The 18257-nt window shown below is 57.2% G+C and carries 14 protein-coding genes, 5 tRNA genes and 1 other RNA gene; all 20 read right to left on the bottom strand.

Going from position 1 to position 18257, the window contains the following annotated elements:
• Nucleotides 1–5: 5 nt before the first annotated feature.
• The 20 genes from DKB62_RS08860 to tkt all read right to left on the bottom strand — a co-directional run bounded on the left by DKB62_RS08860 (nt 6) and on the right by tkt (nt 18225).
• Nucleotides 6–722, bottom strand: a complete 717-nt coding sequence (locus DKB62_RS08860; RefSeq protein ID WP_087477672.1) for a pseudouridine synthase — start codon at nt 720–722, stop codon at nt 6–8.
• The gene (gene scpB, locus DKB62_RS08855; protein WP_233127946.1) at nt 694–1272 is read right to left on the bottom strand and encodes an SMC-Scp complex subunit ScpB; all 579 of its coding nucleotides are present in this window, start codon (nt 1270–1272) and stop codon (nt 694–696) included. The genes DKB62_RS08860 and scpB overlap by 29 nt, the downstream gene beginning before the upstream one ends.
• Complete coding sequence (locus DKB62_RS08850; RefSeq protein WP_107196408.1) at nt 1253–1981, bottom strand: segregation and condensation protein A; 729 nt, start codon at nt 1979–1981, stop codon at nt 1253–1255. The genes scpB and DKB62_RS08850 overlap by 20 nt, the downstream gene beginning before the upstream one ends.
• A gap of 140 nt (nt 1982–2121) precedes the next feature.
• Nucleotides 2122–2210, bottom strand: a tRNA-Leu gene (locus tag DKB62_RS08845).
• Between the two features lie 13 nt (nt 2211–2223).
• Nucleotides 2224–2297, bottom strand: a tRNA-Cys gene (locus DKB62_RS08840).
• A gap of 6 nt (nt 2298–2303) precedes the next feature.
• A tRNA-Gly gene (locus DKB62_RS08835) sits at nt 2304–2378 on the bottom strand.
• Between the two features lie 7 nt (nt 2379–2385).
• Nucleotides 2386–2461: transfer RNA gene (locus tag DKB62_RS08830), tRNA-Phe, on the bottom strand.
• 6 nt (nt 2462–2467) lie between these two features.
• Nucleotides 2468–2544, bottom strand: a tRNA-Asp gene (locus tag DKB62_RS08825).
• 188 nt (nt 2545–2732) lie between these two features.
• The gene (gene rny, locus DKB62_RS08820; protein WP_087477670.1) at nt 2733–4268 is read right to left on the bottom strand and encodes a ribonuclease Y; all 1536 of its coding nucleotides are present in this window, start codon (nt 4266–4268) and stop codon (nt 2733–2735) included.
• Between the two features lie 163 nt (nt 4269–4431).
• Nucleotides 4432–4851 (bottom strand): regulatory protein RecX, encoded by a 420-nt coding sequence (locus DKB62_RS08815; protein WP_087477669.1) that lies wholly within the window; start codon nt 4849–4851, stop codon nt 4432–4434.
• Nucleotides 4852–4853: 2 nt separating this feature from the next.
• Nucleotides 4854–5924, bottom strand: coding sequence for a recombinase RecA (gene recA, locus DKB62_RS08810; RefSeq protein ID WP_087477668.1), 1071 nt, complete (start codon nt 5922–5924; stop codon nt 4854–4856).
• An 11-nt stretch (nt 5925–5935) separates the two neighbouring features.
• Nucleotides 5936–7189 carry a competence/damage-inducible protein A gene (locus tag DKB62_RS08805; protein WP_107196409.1) on the bottom strand — a complete coding sequence of 418 codons (1254 nt, stop codon included), beginning with the start codon at nt 7187–7189 and terminating at the stop codon, nt 5936–5938.
• A 16-nt stretch (nt 7190–7205) separates the two neighbouring features.
• Nucleotides 7206–8537: a 30S ribosomal protein S12 methylthiotransferase RimO gene (gene rimO / locus DKB62_RS08800; protein WP_107196410.1), complete on the bottom strand. Its 1332-nt coding sequence runs from the start codon at nt 8535–8537 to the stop codon at nt 7206–7208.
• The gene (locus tag DKB62_RS08795) at nt 8538–9584 is read right to left on the bottom strand and encodes an ABC transporter substrate-binding protein (protein WP_095629991.1); all 1047 of its coding nucleotides are present in this window, start codon (nt 9582–9584) and stop codon (nt 8538–8540) included.
• Nucleotides 9581–11470, bottom strand: coding sequence for a YgiQ family radical SAM protein (locus DKB62_RS08790; RefSeq protein ID WP_107196411.1), 1890 nt, complete (start codon nt 11468–11470; stop codon nt 9581–9583). Before DKB62_RS08790 ends, DKB62_RS08795 begins: the two co-directional genes overlap by 4 nt.
• Before the next feature lie 10 nt (nt 11471–11480).
• Nucleotides 11481–11888, bottom strand: coding sequence for a helix-turn-helix domain-containing protein (locus DKB62_RS08785; RefSeq protein WP_095629993.1), 408 nt, complete (start codon nt 11886–11888; stop codon nt 11481–11483).
• A 65-nt stretch (nt 11889–11953) separates the two neighbouring features.
• Nucleotides 11954–14419 carry an FtsK/SpoIIIE family DNA translocase gene (locus DKB62_RS08780; protein WP_107196412.1) on the bottom strand — a complete coding sequence of 822 codons (2466 nt, stop codon included), beginning with the start codon at nt 14417–14419 and terminating at the stop codon, nt 11954–11956.
• Nucleotides 14420–14438: 19 nt separating this feature from the next.
• Nucleotides 14439–15758 (bottom strand): replication-associated recombination protein A, encoded by a 1320-nt coding sequence (locus DKB62_RS08775; protein WP_107196413.1) that lies wholly within the window; start codon nt 15756–15758, stop codon nt 14439–14441.
• An 86-nt stretch (nt 15759–15844) separates the two neighbouring features.
• Nucleotides 15845–16022, bottom strand: a non-coding RNA gene (gene ssrS, locus DKB62_RS08770) — 6S RNA.
• 214 nt (nt 16023–16236) lie between these two features.
• On the bottom strand, nt 16237–18225 hold the full coding sequence (gene tkt, locus DKB62_RS08765; RefSeq protein WP_107196414.1) for a transketolase: 1989 nt from the start codon (nt 18223–18225) through the stop codon (nt 16237–16239).
• Nucleotides 18226–18257 lie beyond the last annotated feature (32 nt).

Below are 18257 nucleotides of genomic sequence, written 5' to 3'. Positions count from 1 at the left end.
CCCTTTTATTTGTATTTATACAGTTCAGCGACTTCTTCAGGCTTCAGGCTGCGGTACGAGCCGCGCTTGACGCCGCTCAGGGTCAAGAAGGCGTACTGGACGCGGCGCAAATTGTGCACCTGAAAGCCGAAATGCTCGATCATGCGGCGTACCTGGCGGTTTTTCCCTTCGTGAATCGTAATTTCTATCGTCGTCAGGCCGCTCTTGCTGTCGAAGCCGACGTAATATACGTCGGCAGGAGCCGTCATGCCGTCTTCCAGCGGTACGCCGTCGGCCAGATTCTGCAGTATCGTATCGGAAATGCGTCCTTTGACCTTGACTTCGTAGGTCTTATCGACCATCGTGCTGGGATGCATGAGGATGTTGGCCAGCTCGCCGTCGTTGGTCATGAGCAGGAGGCCTTCCGTATTTTGGTCCAGCCGCCCTACGGCGTAAATGCGGTCCTTTTCCTTGCGGAAATAATCCATGACCGTCGGCCGGCCCTGGTCGTCGCTGGACGTCGTAATGACGCCCTTGGGCTTATTAAATAAGTAATAATGCTTCGGCTGCGCTTCCAGCCGTTTGCCGTCGACGAGGATGATATCCTTATCGGGATTTACCTTCGTCCCGAGCTCGCGGACGATGACGCCGTTTACCCGGACCCGTCCGTCTAAAATCATCTGCTCCGATGCGCGGCGCGACGCGATGCCGCAGTTACTCATTACCTTCTGTAGCCTTTCCATCTATATCCTCCTGTATCTCTTCGCCGGCAGGCGCCGTCAGTTCCGGCGGCACGCGGCCGGCCAGTTCTTCCAGCGAATCCATGCCGATGCATTCCAAAAAATATGCCGACGTGCCGTACATGATCGGCCGTCCCGGACTGTCCTTCCGTCCCAAATCTACGATCAGCCCCTGCTGCAGCAGAGACGATAAAATGCGCTCCGACGACACGCCGCGCAGCTTTTCGATATCGGCCCGCGTGACAGGCTGCTTGAAGGCCACGATAGCCAGTACCTCCAAGGCCATGGGCGACAGCTCCGCCGCGCCTGTCCGCACCCATTTGACTGCGTCGTACAGCTCGGGCCGCGTGACCAGCTGATACCCTCCGGCAACGCGGATGAGCTTGAGGCCGCGCCGTTCGTCGAGAACCTGCTCCAGCGCCGAAGCCGCCGCTTCCGTTTCTTCGCGGCTCCAGCCCGTATGGGCGCAAATATCGGCCGCCGTCATAGGCTGGCCGCTGAGAAACAGCAGCGCCTCGAGCAGCGCTTCCGGCTTATGCGTATGCGCCGGCATACCGCAAGGCAACGGCATTCCCATCCTCTCCCTCCGAAACAGTATGGCAGGTTCCCAGCTTAATGAGCTCCAATACGGCCAGGAAGGTGACGACGAGCTCGACCTTGGAGCGGCACCGGCGAAATACGGCCAGCACGGAAGCCGGCCGCGCCGTTTGGCGCAGCTGGTACACGACGCGCTGCATGCACTCTTCCACGCTGTATATTTCCTGTCGGATATGAACCTCCGGCGGCTTTTTTTCTTCCAGCGCCCGATATACGAGGCGAAAAGCCCGATATAAGGCGTCGCGCTCGATCTTCCCGACAAAGCGGGCCTGATAGGGCATAGGCGTCGCCGGCCGTTCCAGCATATGGCTCCGCTGCTCCCACAACGCGCCCATGACGCCGGAAATTTCTTTCATCCGCTTGTACTCGACGAGCTGGCGGACTAACTGGTCCTGCAGATCTTCTTCGTCTTCTTCCGGCTCCGCCTTAGGCGGTTTAGGCAGCAGCAGGCGCGACTTAATCTGCAGCAGCGTCGCCGCCATGACGAAAAACTTGCTGGCGTAATTGACGTCGAAGCCGTCGAGCTGGTCGACGTAGGCGTTGAACTGATCGGTAATCTCCGCTATGGGAATATTGTAAATATCGACTTTATTTTTTTCGATTAAATACAACAGCAAATCCAAAGGCCCTTCGAAATCAGATACTTTGTACTGATATGCTTCCATACAGACCGCCATTCTTATATTATAAATTAAATGAAAGAATATTACAAAAAAGGTTTGGATTTCCATCCAAACCTTTTAAACATTCTGTAAGACGTGCCGGCTGAAGCCAACGTAACACTCACAGTACTGTGTTATTCATTTGGTGCCGGGGACCGGAATCGAACCGGTACGGATATTTCTATCCGACGGATTTTAAGTCCGTTGCGTCTGCCAGTTCCGCCACCTCGGCACGACGAGAAATATGGAGGCGGCACCCAGAATCGAACTGGGGATGAAGGTTTTGCAGACCTCTGCCTTACCGCTTGGCTATGCCGCCATATTATGGAGCGGAAAACGAGGCTCGAACTCGCGACCCCCACCTTGGCAAGGTGGTGCTCTACCACTGAGCTACTTCCGCATGTAGATGGTGCTCAGGGACGGAATTGAACCGCCGACACGGGGATTTTCAGTCCCCTGCTCTACCGACTGAGCTACCTGAGCAAAATATGGCGACCCCGATCGGATTTGAACCGACGATCTTCGCCGTGACAGGGCGACATGTTAAACCGCTACACCACGGGGCCGTTTCATACTTATCGGAACCTCTCGCGTTCCGACAAAAAGTATTCTACCATGTCCCACTCGTTTTGGCAAGCCCTTTTTTTCATTTTTTTTATAATTTGCTCATTCCCTTTCCAGAACCCCGTTCGCCCCTCGTATCAGGCGAAAAAAATCCCCTGCCCGGACAGGGGCAAGGGACTTGTATTCCATATTATTTTGCATAATCGATCATTCGCGTTTCCCGAATGACGACGACTTTGATCTGACCGGGATATTCCAGTTCGGCCTCGATCCGCTTGACGATGTCGTGAACGAGGAGAACGCAGTCCGATTCGTCGATCTTTTCCGGTTTGACCATGACGCGGATTTCGCGTCCGGCCTGTATGGCAAAGCAATCTTCGACGCCGTCGAAAGATTTTGCGATTTCTTCCAGTTTTGTCAATCGCTTCAGGTAGTTTTCCAGCGTTTCCCGTCTTGCACCTGGCCGCGCCGCCGATACGGCGTCCGCCGCCGACACGAGGACGGCTTCGATGCTCCGCGGCTCTTCGTCGCCGTGGTGCGCGGAAATACAGTTGATGCTCAGCTTGGATTCGCCGTACTTCTTGGCGACTTCCGCGCCGATAGATACGTGGGTGCCTTCCAATTCATGATCCAGGGCTTTGCCGATATCATGAATCAAACCGGCCCGCTTGGCCAGCGTTTCGTCTACGCCGAGCTCGGCGGCCATAATGCCCGCCAGCTGGGATACTTCGATAGAATGGCGCAGTACGTTCTGGCCGTAGCTCGTACGGTACCGCAGACGCCCCAGGATCTTGATGAGTTCCGGATGCAGGCCGTGAACGCCTGTTTCATACGTCGCCTGTTCGCCGGCTTCGCGGATCTTCTGGTTGACTTCCTTGCGGGCTTTTTCCACCATTTCTTCAATGCGCGCCGGATGAATACGTCCGTCGGCGATGAGCTTTTCCAAGGCGATGCGGGCGATTTCGCGGCGAATGGGGTCGAAGCACGACAAGATGACGGCTTCCGGCGTATCGTCGATGATGAGGTCGACGCCCGTCAGGGTTTCGATAGCCCGGATATTACGGCCTTCCCGGCCGATAATACGGCCTTTCATTTCGTCGTTCGGCAGGGATACGACGGAGACCGTCGTTTCCGCTACGTGGTCGGCAGCGCAGCGCTGAATCGCCGTGGCAATAATTTCCCGCGCCTTTCCTTCGGCTTCTTCCTTCGCTTCGTCTTCCATCATCTTGATCATTTGAGCCGTTTCGTGCTTTACCTCCGACTGCACGTTGCAAAGGAGGAGCTCCTTCGCCTCGTCGTATGTAAGGCCCGAAATCCGTTCCAGTTCAGCCATTTCCTGGGCGTGAAGCGCTTCGATCTTCTCCTGGATTTTCGTCACTTCGTCTTCCTTACGCTGCAACGATTCCTCTTTCTTTTCTATGGACTCAAATTTCTTGTCTAAATGTTCTTCCTTCTGCAGCAACCGCCGTTCCATGCGTTGTAATTCGCTGCGGCGCTCCTTATTTTCCCGTTCGGCGTCCGTACGCAGTTTATGCACTTCTTCCTTGCCTTCCAGGACCAGTTCCTTCTTGCGGGCTTCCGCGTTCTGCTGCGCCGTGGAAATAATCCGCTGCGCTTCTACTTCGGCCTGCCCGATCTTGCCTTCGGCAATGTTCTTGCGGTAAATATACCCTGCGCCTACGCCTATGACGCCGCAGACGATTGCTGCGACAATGCTAGCTAACATGTACTGATTTCACCTCCCCTTCATCAAAAAAAGCCGAACGGCAGTCCGGCTTTTTTATATGAGTATGTGTTGTTTACGTCATCTTCAAAAAACCTACAATTATGCAAAATATTTGACCAGTGTCAACCGGCTCATTTAATTGTAAAATTTTTTGATAACTATGTCAAGAATAAAAGTCATCCACGACGTTTCGAATCACCGAGGGTGAAAAGCCGCGGTATTGAAGAAAACGGGCGATTTTCCGCGCGTCCCCTCCGCCTTTGAAGCGCTGGGCCACCAACCGCCGCGCCGTTTCGTCCTCGTCGGGCCGCTCCAGCTCGTCGGGAACGGGAAGGTCCCGGCGGCGCAGGCAGTTGACGATATACAAATGGCCGTACCGGCCCTTCTGGGCATACTGCTTGTACACGGCTCGGGCCAGGCGCTCGTCGTCGACGAACCGCTCCTCCTTCAGCTTGGCGATGACGGCATCTATTACCTCGCCGTCGGCATCATGCCGCTCCAGCTTGCGGCGCAGCTCGCCTTCGCTGAGAAAGCGGACGTTCAGCAGGCGCAGCGATTTTGCATAGGCTTCCTTATAGTCCATGCTTATTCGCCGTCAGTTTCTGCCAGCGTGTCGGGCAAGTCGTCGGCCTGCATCGGTTCTTCCATCACGTCTTCAAATTTTTCCGGCTCGGCGGCTAAGGTATCGCGGATAATCTGTTCAATTTCGTCGGCAATGTCGCCGTGCTCTTTCAGGAATACCTTGACGTTTTCCTTGCCCTGGCCCAGCCGTTCGCCCTTATACGAATACCAGGTGCCGCTCTTTTCGATGATGTCCATGGACGCGCCCAAATCGAGAATCGTCCCTTCGCGGGAAATACCCGTGCCGTACATGATGTCGAATTCGCAGTTTCGGAACGGCGGCGCGACTTTATTTTTTACGACCTTAACCCGGGCCCGGTTGCCGATGACGTCGCCGCCGGCCTTAATGGCTTCGCCCTTGCGGATTTCCATGCGGATAGAGGCGTAGAATTTCAGGGCCCGGCCGCCCGTCGTCGTTTCGGGGTTGCCGAACATGACGCCGACCTTTTCACGGAGCTGGTTGATAAAGATGACGATGGCCTTCGATTTAGCGATAATGCCGGTCAGCTTACGCAGGGCCTGGCTCATGAGGCGGGCCTGCAGGCCGACGTGGGAATCGCCCATTTCCCCTTCGATTTCCGCCTTCGGCACCAGGGCGGCTACGGAGTCGACGACGATGATGTCTACAGCGCCGCTGCGTACCAGTTCTTCCGTAATTTCCAGAGCCTGCTCGCCGTTGTCCGGCTGGGAGATGAGCAGCTCCGCCGTATCGACGCCGAGATGACGGGCATAGACCGGGTCTAAGGCATGTTCCGCGTCGATGAAGGCCGCAATGCCGCCGCTCTTTTGGGCCGAAGCGATGGCGTGAAGGGCCAGCGTCGTCTTACCGGACGATTCGGGGCCGTAAATTTCGATGACGCGGCCGCGGGGATAGCCGCCGACGCCGACTGCCAGGTCAACGGCCAGGGAACCGGAAGAAATGACTTCCATATTCATCTTGTCGGCTATATCGCCGAGACGCATGATCGCGCCCTTGCCGAAATCCTTCTCGATCTTGCGCATTGCGTTTTCAAGCGCAGTTTGTTTCGCATCCATAATATGTCTCCTTATTCTCCTTGTTTCAAGATATATTGAACGGCATAATAAATGGCCCGAGCCGCCGCCCGGCGCTTGACCTCCGCCCTGTCGCCGGGATAGATGTCGCGATGGGATACGGTGCCCCACGGCCCGTCTATGCCCGTATATACGAGGCCTACAGGCTGCTCTGCCGTACCTCCGTCCGGTCCGGCGATGCCCGTCGTGCTGATGGCGACATCCGAGCCGTACAGCCGCCTGCTGCCCTGGGCCATTTCGCAGGCCGTCTGGGCGCTCACTGCCGTATACCGTTCCAGCGTCTCATGAGATACGCCGAGTATCTGTTCTTTCATTTCATTGCAGTACGTGCCGGCCGAACCGCGGAAGTAGGCCGACGCACCGGGCACGTCCGTAATCAGGGAGCCGACGAGGCCGCCCGTACAGGATTCAGCCGCGCTGATCGTCAAATTCCGGCGCAGGGCTTCCCTCCCCAATACGTGAGCGACTGTTTCATCGTCGTAGGCTACGGCCGTCCGCTGCAGGCGGCGGCGCATTTCTTCTCCCAGCGGCGACAGCATGGCCTTAGCCTCCGCTTCCGTCCGGGCCCGCGCCGTAATGCGCACTTCGACGAATCCCGGGCGGGCGTACATGGCAATCGTCGGGTTCGACTGCTTCGTCACTAAATCCATGAGCTTTTCTTCAATGAAGGCTTCGCCCATGTCGTAAATCTTGATGTACAGCGACTGGATATAGCCCTGGGAGCCAAAGGTACGAAGCAAATAGGGCTTCAGCCGGTGCTCGTACATCCAGCGCATTTCCGTCGGCGGCCCCGGCAGGTGGACGAGGAGCTTGCCGCCCTTATGGATGGCTACGCCCGGCGCAGTGCCGGCTCCGTTGGAAAAGATATCGGCTCCGGCGGGAATCATGGCCTGACGCTTCTGATTTTCCGTCAGCTCCCGGCTGGGATGATGCTCCTTCACCCACTGGCGTATGCCTTCGACGATGTCGGGGTGATATTCCAGCGGCGCATCCATGACCTTGGCGCCGACGATTTTCGTCACGTCGCCCTGCGTCGGCCCGAGGCCGCCCGTCGTGATGACGATATCGGCCCGCAACAGGGCCGTGCGGAATACCTGCTCCATCCGCTCGGGATTATCGCCGACCGTCGTGTGGTATACGACGGAATAGCCGAGCCGATTGAGTTCTTTAGACAAATACCGCGAATTCTCGTTGACGATTTCTCCGAGCAGCAGCTCCGAGCCCGTCGTAATGAGTTCTACTAACACTGGATTCACCTCGCCGTCATACCAGCTCCGCTACTAAATCGTAAGCAAAGCCCTGAACGATGCGCACCTGCACCATATCGCCGGGCTGCACCGTTTCCGCATCTTCCAGATAGGTCAGGCCGTCTACTTCCGGAGCCTGCACCTCAATGCGGCCTACGGCCTGGCGCACGCCGCCTTCTTCCTGAATGCTTTCGACGAGAAAGGTATGAATCGTCCCCTCCAGCTCCTGATTGCGCCGTTCCGATACCTTGGCCTGAATAGCCATGAGCGCGTGATACCGTTCTTCCTTGACGTCTTCCGGAATCTGGCCGTCCATCCGTGCCGCTGCAGTGCCTTCTTCCTGGGAATACGTAAAGACGCCGACGTCGTCGAATTCCGTTTCGTCGACAAAATCGCACAATTCCTGGAATTCTTCTTCCGTTTCGCCGGGAAAGCCGACGATAAAGGTCGAACGCAGGGTCAGCTTGCGGCCGTGGCTACAAAGCTTCTTCATCAGATTGCGCACGTCTTCTTCCGAATCGCGGCGGTTCATGCGTTTAAGCACGGACTGGGAAATGTGCTGCAGCGGCAGGTCGACGTAGGGGCAAATCTTTTCTTCTTCGACGATGAGATTCATCAATTCGTCCGTAAAATAAGACGGATATAAATAAAACAAGCGGATCCAGCGGACGCCGTCTATTTTAACCAGCTCCCGCAGCAAATCGGGCAGGAGGGAGCGGCCGGCCAAATCGACGCCATAGCTCGTCGTATCCTGGGCGATGATATTGATTTCCTTCACGCCGTCGGCAGCCAGCTGCTTTACCTCTTCTACGACCGACGCGACAGGACGGCTGCACAAGCGCCCCCGCACGTGCGGAATGATGCAGAAGGAGCAGCCGTTGTTGCAGCCTTCGGCTATCTTGACGTAGGCGCTGTACGACGGCGTCGTGCGCATGCGGCTCGTGTGCTCGTCGTACAAGTGGCTCACGTCGTCCATGAAGCAGGCCCGTTCGCCCTGATTTGCCACTTCGACGGCCTCCCATATCCGGTTCCAAGAGCCCGTACCCAGCAGGGCGTCGATTTCAGGCATTTCCTTCAGCAATTCTTCCTTATACTGCTGGCTGAGGCAGCCCGTCACGATCAGCAGGCGGCATTTGCCTGTTTTCTTATATTCAGCGGCCTGCAAAATCGTATTGACCGATTCTTCCTTCGCCTTTTCAATAAAGGTACACGTATTGACGATAATGATATCGGCATCGGCCAAATCGTCGGTAATTTCCATATGTTTATCGCGAAGAATGCCAAGCATTACTTCCGTATCGATGAGGTTTTTCGAGCAGCCCAGGCTGACGAATCCAATTTTTTCCATTTACGGCTCCTTTCCGAAGCGGACCGACTTGATCCACCAATCCTGCAGGGACCGGCGGCCTTCGGCCGTATATTGTTTTTTCACCGGGAACAGCGCCAGGCCGTCCCCTTTGGCGTCCAGCACGTTCTTTCCCGTATCGCTGGTATAGGTCAAATAGATGTGGTTTCTGCGCAGGATGCCGTCTACGTCGTCTGAAAACAGCCAGTTCAGGAACGCGTAGGCCATTTCGCCGTCGGTGCACCACTTGGTAATAGCCGCGCCGGTCAGCCAGTACGACGTGCCGTCGCGCGGATAGATAATGTAAATCGGCGCGCCGTCTTTGCTGTATTGACGGGCCATAGCCGCGTCGACGACGCCGGCGTCGGCGTCTCCTCCGGCTACGATGCGCACGTTCGACGACATAGACTGGGAATAGGACGTCACGTGGCGCTGCAGCTCGCGCAGATATCTTCCCGCACCGTCTCTGCCCCGCATTTCCACAAAAGAGCAGAGGAAATCGCCGGCCATATCCATGGCCGCCAAGTCGGGAAAGACGAGGGTCAGGTTCGGATCCTGGAGCAGTTCATCCCACGTCTGGGGAGACAATCCGTTGCGTTCATAATAGCTGCTGCTGATGATAAACACCATGGGATTCAGCCACAGTCCGGTCCAGTACCCGCCGGCGTCCTTCAAGGCCGGCGGCACGGCGTCGGTCTGAGGCGACGTATAGGCCTGAAGCATGCTGTCCTTCTTTTGATCCTGCAGCACCTGTTCCGACGCGATAATCATATCCGGCGGCGACGCTAAATCCGGCGTCTTCAGGAGCCGTCGGATCTGCCCGTCCGTGCGGGTCTGCACCTGCACGCGCCAGCCCGTCTTTTTATAAAATTCGTCGGCCAGCCCCCTGTTTACGTCGTCGGGCATGGCCGAATATACGACGAGGTGCCGTTCGGCTTCATACGCGGCCTGCTCCTCTGCCTGCTTTTGTTTTTCCCATACGTAGCAGCTCAATCCCAGCAGCGCCAGGATGAATACCGCCACGGCCATCCATGGCATATATCGTTTCATTTTCTTCCCCTCGTATCCCTGCGCCTCGTCTTCTTCGGCAGCTGCAAGCTGCCGCGGCGCTGCGGCGTCTGTTCCGGCCGCGTTCCTTTAAGACGGCGCGGCGGAATGAGACATTTCGGCCCAAAGCCGATGAGATCCCGCCGTCCGGCCTGGCACAGGGCCTTGTACACGATATCGTAGTTCGCCGGGTTCTTATACTGCATAAGAGCCCGCTGCATCTGCTTTTCTTCCGGCCTGCGGGCGACGTATACCTTTTCGCCCGTAAGCGGATTCATGCCCGTATAGTACATGGCCGTCGACAAGCTGCCCGGCGTGGGAATAAAGTCCTGCACCTGTTCGGGCTGCATATGCATGTCCCGCAGAAATTCAGCCAGCTCCACGGCGTCGCGGAGCGTACAGCCTGGATGGCTGGACATAAAATAAGGCACGAGGTACTGTTTTTTGCCCAGCTTGCGGTTCGCCTCGTCAAACCATTCCTTAAATTTCAAAAAGGCCTGTGCGTCAGCTTTTCCCATCAAGTCCGTCACGTGCTTGACGACGTGCTCCGGCGCTACCTTCAGCTGGCCGCTGACGTGATACTGACACAATTCTTCAACGAATTTCTTATTATGATCCGCCAGTACGTAGTCATACCGCAGCCCCGAGCGGACAAAGACCTTTTTCACGCCCGGAACCTGCCGGATTTCCCGCAGGAGTCGGCGGTAATCCTCATGGGACGTATCGAGATTCGGGCAGACTTCGCTGCCGATGCAGTGGCGGTTGCGGCAGGCACCGGATATGCGCTGCTTGCCGCAGGCTTCATGACGGAAATTGGCCGTCGGGCCGCCGACATCGTGAATGTATCCTTTAAAGTCAGGCAGCTCGGTCATCCGCTTCGCTTCCCGCAACAGCGATTCGTGGCTGCGGTGCTGGATAATCCGGCCCTGATGGCTCGTAATAGCGCAAAAGTGACAGTGGCCGAAGCAGCCGCGCTGGCTCGTCAGGCTGAACTGTACTTCCTGCAGGGCCGGCACGCCGCCGGCCTCGTCGTACATGGGATGCCAGCGCCGCTGAAAGGGCAGCTCGTAAATGGCGTCCATTTCCTCCGTCGTCAGCGGCAGGGCCGGCGGCGTCTGCACGACAAAGCGATTTTCCGACGGCTGGATAATCGTCCGGCCGTGATAGGGATCCTGCTCTTCATATTGGATTTTAAAGGCCTCGGCAAAGGCTTTTTTGTCGTCCCGGACCTCTTCATAGGACGGGCACATGACGGCTTTATCCGACAAGGGCGCGCGGCTCGTCACATAGCAGATGCCGCGTATGTCGTACATTTCCGCCGTCGTCTTCCCTTCGGCCAGGGCATCGGCAATCTCGGCGACGGACCGCTCACCCATGCCGTAGCTTAAAATATCGGCCTTGCTGTCCAACAAGATCGAATGGCGGACCTTATTGGACCAGTAATCGTAATGGGCGAAGCGCCGCAGGCTGGCTTCAATGCCGCCGATAATGATCGGCACGTCCTTATAGGCTTCGCGCATGCGGTTGGCGTAGACGATCGTCGCCCGTTCAGGCCGGCGTCCCGTTTCTCCTCCCGGCGAATAGTTGTCGCGGCTGCGGAACTTCTTCGCCGCCGTCTTTTCATTCAGCATGGAGTCGAGATTTCCCGCCGTAATCAACGCCGCCAGGCGCGGCCTGCCCAAAGCCTTGAAAGGCTCTGCGCTGTGCCAGTCCGGCTGGGATATGATGCCGACGCGGTATCCCCGGCTCTCCAGGACGCGGCCGATGACCGCCGCGGCAAAGCTGGGGTGGTCGACGTAAGCGTCGCCGTTAATATATACGAAGTCGAGTTGGTCCCAGCCCCGTTCTTCCATATCCCGGCGGCTGGTCACTAAAAATTGACTGCTCATACTTCTCCTCTTATATCATAATCCACACAATTAACAGCAGGAACAGAATCACGCCGGCAATAATCGTAATTTCCGGCCATTTTCCATTTCTGCCTTTTTTCTTTGCTTCCTTGTGTTTCGCTCGTTTCTTGTCTTTGCTCCGGCGTACGGGCATGGCGGCCCGCACCTCCGGCTGCGGCGTCCGCCCGGTCAGCGACGCCTTATACGTGTCCACCAGCGCGCCGCCGTCCATTCCCAGGCAGTTTCCGTAATTTCGGATAAAGCCCTTGACGAAGACGACGCCGGGAATATCGTCATATCTATCTTCTTCCAGTGCGGCCAGGTACTGGCGCTTAATATTCAACGCATCGGAAATTTCCTTCAATGTCCGCCCCTGCCGTTCCCGTTCCGTTCGCAAAACTTCTCCAACAGTTGGCATTCTATCCCCTCCTCTTACGTTGTATCTTTTTATTATATACCATATGGCAGAAGATGGGAACTGTTCTACATATTGCTCAAATATTTCTGCTGTACTTCGTCGGCAGTCATCAATATATCTCTGGCCTTGCTGCCGTTATTCGGGCCGACGATGCCCATGGCTTCCATCATGTCGATCATGCGGGCAGCCCGGGTGTAGCCCACGCGGAAACGGCGCTGCAGCATGGAGGCCGAGGCCTGTCCCGTTTCCAGCACCATGTCGATAGCCTGGGGCATGAGGTCGTCTTCAAAGAATTCGCCTTCTCCGCCGCCTGTTTCTTCCTGCGCCTTCTGGACGGACTCGCTGTACTGCGGACGGCTCTGGGCTTTGATGTATTCGACGACCTTGTCGATTTCTCCGTCGGAAATAAAGGCGCCCTGCACGCGCAGGGGCTTCGACGCGCCCATGGGGTAAAAGAGCATGTCGCCCTTGCCGATGAGCTTTTCGGCGCCGGCCATATCGAGAATCGTCCGCGAATCGACCTGGCTCGATACGGCAAAGGCAATGCGGCTCGGCACGTTGGCCTTGATCAATCCGGTCAGCACGTCGACAGACGGGCGCTGCGTCGCCAGGACGAGGTGCATGCCGCAGGCCCGGGCTTTCTGGGCCAGACGGCAAATCGACTCTTCTACGTCGCTGGACGCAACCATCATCAAGTCGGCCAATTCGTCGATGATGATGACGACAAAGGGCATGGCCGTTTCCGGATGCAGCTCGTTATACCGCGAAATATCGCGGGTCTTCGTATCGGCAAACCGCTTGTAGCGGTCGTCCATTTCCCGCACGGCCCAGCGGAGGACGCTGGCCGCTTTTTTCGGGTCCGTCACGACAGGCGTCAGCAAATGGGGCAGGCCGTTGTAATTCGACAATTCAACGACCTTCGGGTCGATGAGGATGAGCTTGACGTCCTCCGGCCGCTGCTTAAACAAGATGCTGGCAATGAAGGTATTGATGCATACGCTCTTGCCCGAGCCCGTCGAGCCGGCGACGAGAAGATGAGGCATCTTCGTCAAATCGGCGATGACCGGGTTGCCGGCAATATCCTTGCCCAGGCTGACGGGCACGCCGCCGGCAGCCAGCCGGAAAGCGTCCGTGTCCAATACGTCGCGGAGCATGACGCCGGATAATTTTTTATTCGGCACTTCGATGCCCACGGCGGCCTTTCCGGGAATAGGCGCTTCAATGCGGATATCCGTCGCCGCCAGTTTCAAGGCCAAATCGTCGGCCAGGTGGACGATCTTGCTGACCTTGACGCCTGCCGCCGGCTCTAATTCATACCGCGTAACGGCCGGGCCCTGGCTGGCGTTCAGGATTTTGGCGTCGATGTTGAAGCTCTGCAGCGTTTCCTGCAGGATGCGGGCGTTCTGCCGCACTTCGTCGCTCACGCCGCCGCTCTGATCCTTGCCATGCTGCAAGATGGACAACGGCGGCAGGCGGTACGTCCGTTCCCCCTGCGCCTTGGGCACTGCGCTAGCTCCGACCGGGCCGATATCGGCCGCCGTCGCCGTCTGCTCTACTTCGACGGGCTTGATGTGGGCCAGCTCTTCGTCCAGCACGTCCGTCGTACCAGCGAGAGACGGCCGGTCTTCACCGGCCTCTTCAGCGTCACAGTTCTCATCTTCCAGTTCAAAGTCCCGTTCGTCTTCCGGCAGCTCATAAGCCTCTTCCCGGACTATATCAGCATCGTCGGCCAAATCGACGCGCGCCGCGCCGCTTTCGGCATAGACAGGCGTATAGGCCACGTCGTCTTCCTCTGCTCTTTCAGGCGGCGCAGGCTCCAACGGCAAAGGTGTCTTCGGCAGGTCCAAGGCCGCCCGTTCCTTTTCTTCTTCCTTCTGAAAATCAAAAATATGGGGCCGGTGCCATTCTTTTAGGGCCGTAGACGCGCCCTGCAGGCCTTCGACTGCTTTGTCCGACATTTTGGACACTTCCTCCGACGCCTTATGCGACACAATCGTCACGGGCTTGGAAATAGACCATTTTTTCCATATAATCGCCGTCACGACGCAGGCGATGATAAGCACCAGTACGGCGCCGAACTGTCCCAGAAGCTCCCGCAGGGCCGAAGACAGCACCGCCCCGATGACGCCACCGCCGACGCGCAGGCTCGCCGGCATGAATTCTGTCCCTTCGGGAATGAAGACGACGTGAATCCAGGTCAAAAACAAACTGTATATCCAAAATCCGACCAGCCATTGCTTCGTAACAGGGCAGGCCTTGCGGACCATGATATACTTCAGCCCCAGCACGATGAGGGACAAGGACGCAACGATGCGGCCGAAGCCAAAGCCATAGGCCAGCAGCCCGTCCAGAGAATAGCCGATGCTGCCCGTGTCGACGCCGATAATACCAATCGTCGCAAAAATTCCCAAAAAGATACAGACTAATCCGATAATTTCAAATTTCAGCAGGGACGCACCTTGCTTCGCCGTCCCCGTTTTCTTTCTCCGTCCCGCCGTCCGGCTAGTCTTGCGGGTCTTACGTTCTGCCATTCCATTCACCTTCTATATCTCACTTGCCGCCCCGCCGTTCTCGCCAGCGCGCGGCTATGTCCTTTTCCTTGCCGTAAGCCGACGGCTTGTAATAGGTCTTGTCTTTCAGCGGGTCCGGCAAATACTGCTGTTCTACCCAGCCGCCGGGGAACGAATGGGGATACTGATACCCCTCGCCCCGTCCCAGGGAAGCGGCGCCGCTGTAGTGGCTGTCCCGCAAATAAGCCGGCACGTCGCCGCAGCCGCCGCGGCGCACGTCGGCCAGAGCCGCGTCGACAGCCATGTAGGCGCTGTTGCTCTTCGGCGCGCAGGCCACGTACACGACGGCTTCCGCCAAGATAATCCGGCCTTCAGGCCAGCCGACGAACTGCACGGCCTGAGCCGCCGCGTTGGCAATGACCAAGGCCTGCGGGTCGGCCAGCCCTACGTCTTCGGCGGCGCAGATGACCAGCCGTCTGGCGATAAAGGAAGGCTGCTCGCCCCCTTCGATCATGCGGGCCAGATAGTGGAGGGCCGCGTCGGGATCGGAGCCGCGCATGCTCTTGATGAAGGCCGACGCCGTATCGTAATGGGCGTCGCCCTTTTTATCATACGTATACACCTTGCGGCCGGCCACCTTTTCTACGACGTCATGGCTCAGCTCTCCCCCGTCGGGCACGAGCATGGCCGCCTGCTCCAGCAGGTTCAGCCCTACGCGGGCGTCGCAGTCGGCCAGGCGGGCCATCGTCCGCAGGACTTCTTCCGACGCGGCGAGATGATGAACTCCCAGCCCTTTTTCCGTATCCCCCAGGGCACGACGCAGCACGGCGGCAATAGCTTCTTCCGATAGGGGCGACAGGGGCACGACGCGCAGCCGCGACAACAGGGGCCGGTTCACTTCAAAATAAGGGTTCTCCGTCGTCGCTCCGACGAGGATGACCGTACCGTCTTCCACATAGGGCAGCAGGACGTCCTGCTGTCCCTTGTTGAAGCGATGGATTTCGTCGATAAATAAAATCGTCCGCCGCTGATACAGGTGCACGGCGTCCTTCGCTTCCTGAATGACCTTGCGCAGCTCCGCCGTGCCGGCTGTGACGGCATTCAGGCGGACGAAGCGGCTGTTCGTTTCGCAGGCAATGACGTGAGCCAAGGTCGTCTTGCCGACGCCCGACGGCCCGTACAGCAGCAGGGAAGGAATGGTGTCGCGCTCGATCATAGCCCGCAGGAACGTTCCCGCCCCGACAATCTGTTCCTGCCCGTATATTTCATCTAATGTCTGCGGCCTCATCCGGACGGCTAAGGGCTCGAAGGATGCCTTCTGCCGCTCGCTGGCCATAGAAAATAAATCGTCTCCGCTCATTTGTTTGCTCCTCAGACTAAATAGAACGCCGCCAAGAAATCTTAGCGGCGACATGTATGTAAAACGTACGTATTATAAACAAGAAAAGAAGCCCCACCATGCCGTTTATAAACCGAGTTTTGAGCCTGCCTAAGCAGGTGGGTGTCCTCCTACAGAGGTCAGCAGTCCAGTGAAGGCATTGCTTCGCTATGCAGAGTCCGGACTCCCAATGTAAAAGATGTTGGTTCAAAACATCGAGACCATTTACGTACACAGTAGGGTTTTCTCTTGTTCCTAGTATAATAAAAAACGATTGTAAAATCAAGCCTTGACAATTTATTCCTCTTTGTTCCATGCATATTTCTTATGCATTTAAGAAATACTTGTACGCAAAAGCAAGGAATATCTTGTATTGCAGGACTTGGCAAACGAAAAAAGCTGCCGGGACGAGCCGTGCAGCTTTTTCCGTTACATCGGGACTCTGTGAAATAGGTCCCTATTATTTTAATACGCTCTTTACCGTGTTAGCTACGTTTTCTGCCGTGAAGCCGAATTTTTCGAAGAGCAGTTCTGCCGGAGCCGAAGCGCCAAAGCCCTGCATCGTAACGGTCGCGCCGTCGAGGCCGACGTATTTGCCCCAGCCGAAGTCGGAAGCCGCTTCTACGGCTACGCGGGCGCGGACATTGGCCGGAAGGACCTGAGCCTTATAGACGTCGTCCTGCTGCTCGAAGAGTTCCATGCAGGGCATGCTGACGACGCGGACGTCGACGCCTTCTTTCGCCAGCATATCCTTGGCTTCCACAGCCAAAGATACTTCGGAGCCGCTGGCGATGATGATTGCATCAGGCGTTTCCTTCGCCGCGTCGGCTACGATATAGCCGCCCTTCAGGGCTTCCTTGCTGCTGCCGGCAAGCTGCGGCAGGTTCTGGCGGGTCAGGACGAGAGCCGTCGGCGTTTCCTGGCTCGTAACGGCCAGATACCAGCCGGCAGCCGTTTCCGTCGCGTCGGCCGGACGGAATACGTTGACGTTCGGCGTAGCCCGGAGCATAGCCAGCTGTTCGATCGGTTCGTGCGTCGGGCCGTCTTCGCCGACGCCGATGCTGTCGTGGGTCAATACGTAAGTCGTCGGCAGCTTCATCAAAGCGGCCAGGCGAATCATCGGCTTCATGTAATCGCTGAATACGAAGAAGGTGCCGGCATAGGGACGAAGGCCGCCGTGGAGGGCCAGGCCGTTGGTCATGCCGCCCATGGCCAGTTCGCGGACGCCGAAGTGGAAGTTGCGGCCGCCATAGTTGCCCTTGCTGAAATCGCCGGCGTCGTCCATGTACGTCTTGTTGGACGGAGCCAGGTCGGCGCTGCCGCCGATGAGCTGCGGCACGAGGTCTTTCAGGCGGTTGATCATGATGCCCGACAGGTTGCGCGTGGCCTGCGGCTTGTCGGCGTAGGCCCAGAAGTCTTCATTTTCCAAGAGAGCCTGCGCGTCTACGGCGCTGTGGAAGGCGTCCCATTTCGCTTTCATATCGGGATATTTCGCTGCGTAGTCAGCAAACAAGGCGTTCCAGGCATCTTCTGCCGCCGCGCCTTTTTTGCTCAATTCTTCATAATGAGCGTATACTTCGTCGGGAACGTAGAACGGTTCCGTGCTCGGCCAGCCGAGGTTTTCCTTCATGGCGACGATGTTTTCGTCTCCTAGGGGCGATCCGTGAGCCGAAGCCTTGCCCTGCTTAGCCGGGCAGCCGTAGCCGATCTGGGTATGAATCGTAATAAAGGACGGATGTTCCGTATCGGCTTTCGCTTCTTCGATGGCTTTGCCGATAGCTTCCAAATCGTTGCCGTCGGCAACTTCCAGCGTCTGGAAGCCGAAGGCCTGCATCCGTTCCTGCACGTTTTCCGTAAAGGCGATATCCGTGCCGCCTTCGATGGAGATGTTGTTGCTGTCGTACAGGACGATCAGCTTGCTCAGGCCCAGCGTGCCTGCCAAAGAGAAGGCTTCCGAGGAGATGCCTTCCATCATGCAGCCGTCGCCGCCGAGGACGAAGGTGTAATGGTCAACGACGGGATATTCGGGCTTGTTGAATACGGCTGCCAAATGAGCTTCGGCCATTGCCATGCCGACGGCCATGGACATGCCGGCACCCAGGGGGCCCGTCGTAGCTTCTACGCCGACGGTGTGGCCGTATTCGGGATGGCCCGGCGTCAGGGAGCCGTCCTGGCGGAACTGCTTCACGTCGTCGAGGGTCAGGCCGTAGCCGAAGAGGTGCAGCAGCGAATAGAGCAGCATGGAACCGTGGCCGCCGGACAAGATAAAGCGGTCGCGATCGGCCCATTTCGGATTTTTAGCGTTGTGCTTCATATGGTTAGCCCACAATTCGTATGCAATCGGCGCGGCGCCCAAGGGAAGGCCCGGATGGCCGGAGTTTGCCTTTTGAATGGCGTCTGCCGACAACACGCGGATTGCATTTACACAAGTCGTGTCAATTGTACTCATGATTTACTCTCTCCTTTATACATTCCTTATAA

The sequence above is a fragment of the Megasphaera stantonii genome (genome assembly GCF_003367905.1).
GTDB classification, from domain to species: domain Bacteria; phylum Bacillota; class Negativicutes; order Veillonellales; family Megasphaeraceae; genus Megasphaera; species Megasphaera stantonii.
The sequence above is the reverse complement of the archived record's forward strand: the minus strand, read 5'-3'. Positions and strand labels throughout refer to the sequence as shown.

Coding starts and splice junctions, on each gene's coding strand:
- rny (WP_087477670.1), bottom strand. CDS start 4,268: ATGTTAGCTAGCATTGTCGCAGCAATCGTCTGCGGCGTCATAGGCGTA.
- DKB62_RS08850 (WP_107196408.1), bottom strand. CDS start 1,981: ATGGAAGCATATCAGTACAAAGTATCTGATTTCGAAGGGCCTTTGGAT.
- rimO (WP_107196410.1), bottom strand. CDS start 8,537: ATGGAAAAAATTGGATTCGTCAGCCTGGGCTGCTCGAAAAACCTCATC.
- tkt (WP_107196414.1), bottom strand. CDS start 18,225: ATGAGTACAATTGACACGACTTGTGTAAATGCAATCCGCGTGTTGTCG.
- DKB62_RS08790 (WP_107196411.1), bottom strand. CDS start 11,470: ATGAGCAGTCAATTTTTAGTGACCAGCCGCCGGGATATGGAAGAACGG.
- DKB62_RS08780 (WP_107196412.1), bottom strand. CDS start 14,419: ATGGCAGAACGTAAGACCCGCAAGACTAGCCGGACGGCGGGACGGAGA.
- DKB62_RS08815 (WP_087477669.1), bottom strand. CDS start 4,851: ATGGACTATAAGGAAGCCTATGCAAAATCGCTGCGCCTGCTGAACGTC.
- recA (WP_087477668.1), bottom strand. CDS start 5,924: ATGGATGCGAAACAAACTGCGCTTGAAAACGCAATGCGCAAGATCGAG.
- DKB62_RS08860 (WP_087477672.1), bottom strand. CDS start 722: ATGGAAAGGCTACAGAAGGTAATGAGTAACTGCGGCATCGCGTCGCGC.
- DKB62_RS08795 (WP_095629991.1), bottom strand. CDS start 9,584: ATGAAACGATATATGCCATGGATGGCCGTGGCGGTATTCATCCTGGCG.
- DKB62_RS08775 (WP_107196413.1), bottom strand. CDS start 15,758: ATGAGCGGAGACGATTTATTTTCTATGGCCAGCGAGCGGCAGAAGGCA.
- scpB (WP_233127946.1), bottom strand. CDS start 1,272: ATGCCGGCGCATACGCATAAGCCGGAAGCGCTGCTCGAGGCGCTGCTG.
- DKB62_RS08785 (WP_095629993.1), bottom strand. CDS start 11,888: ATGCCAACTGTTGGAGAAGTTTTGCGAACGGAACGGGAACGGCAGGGG.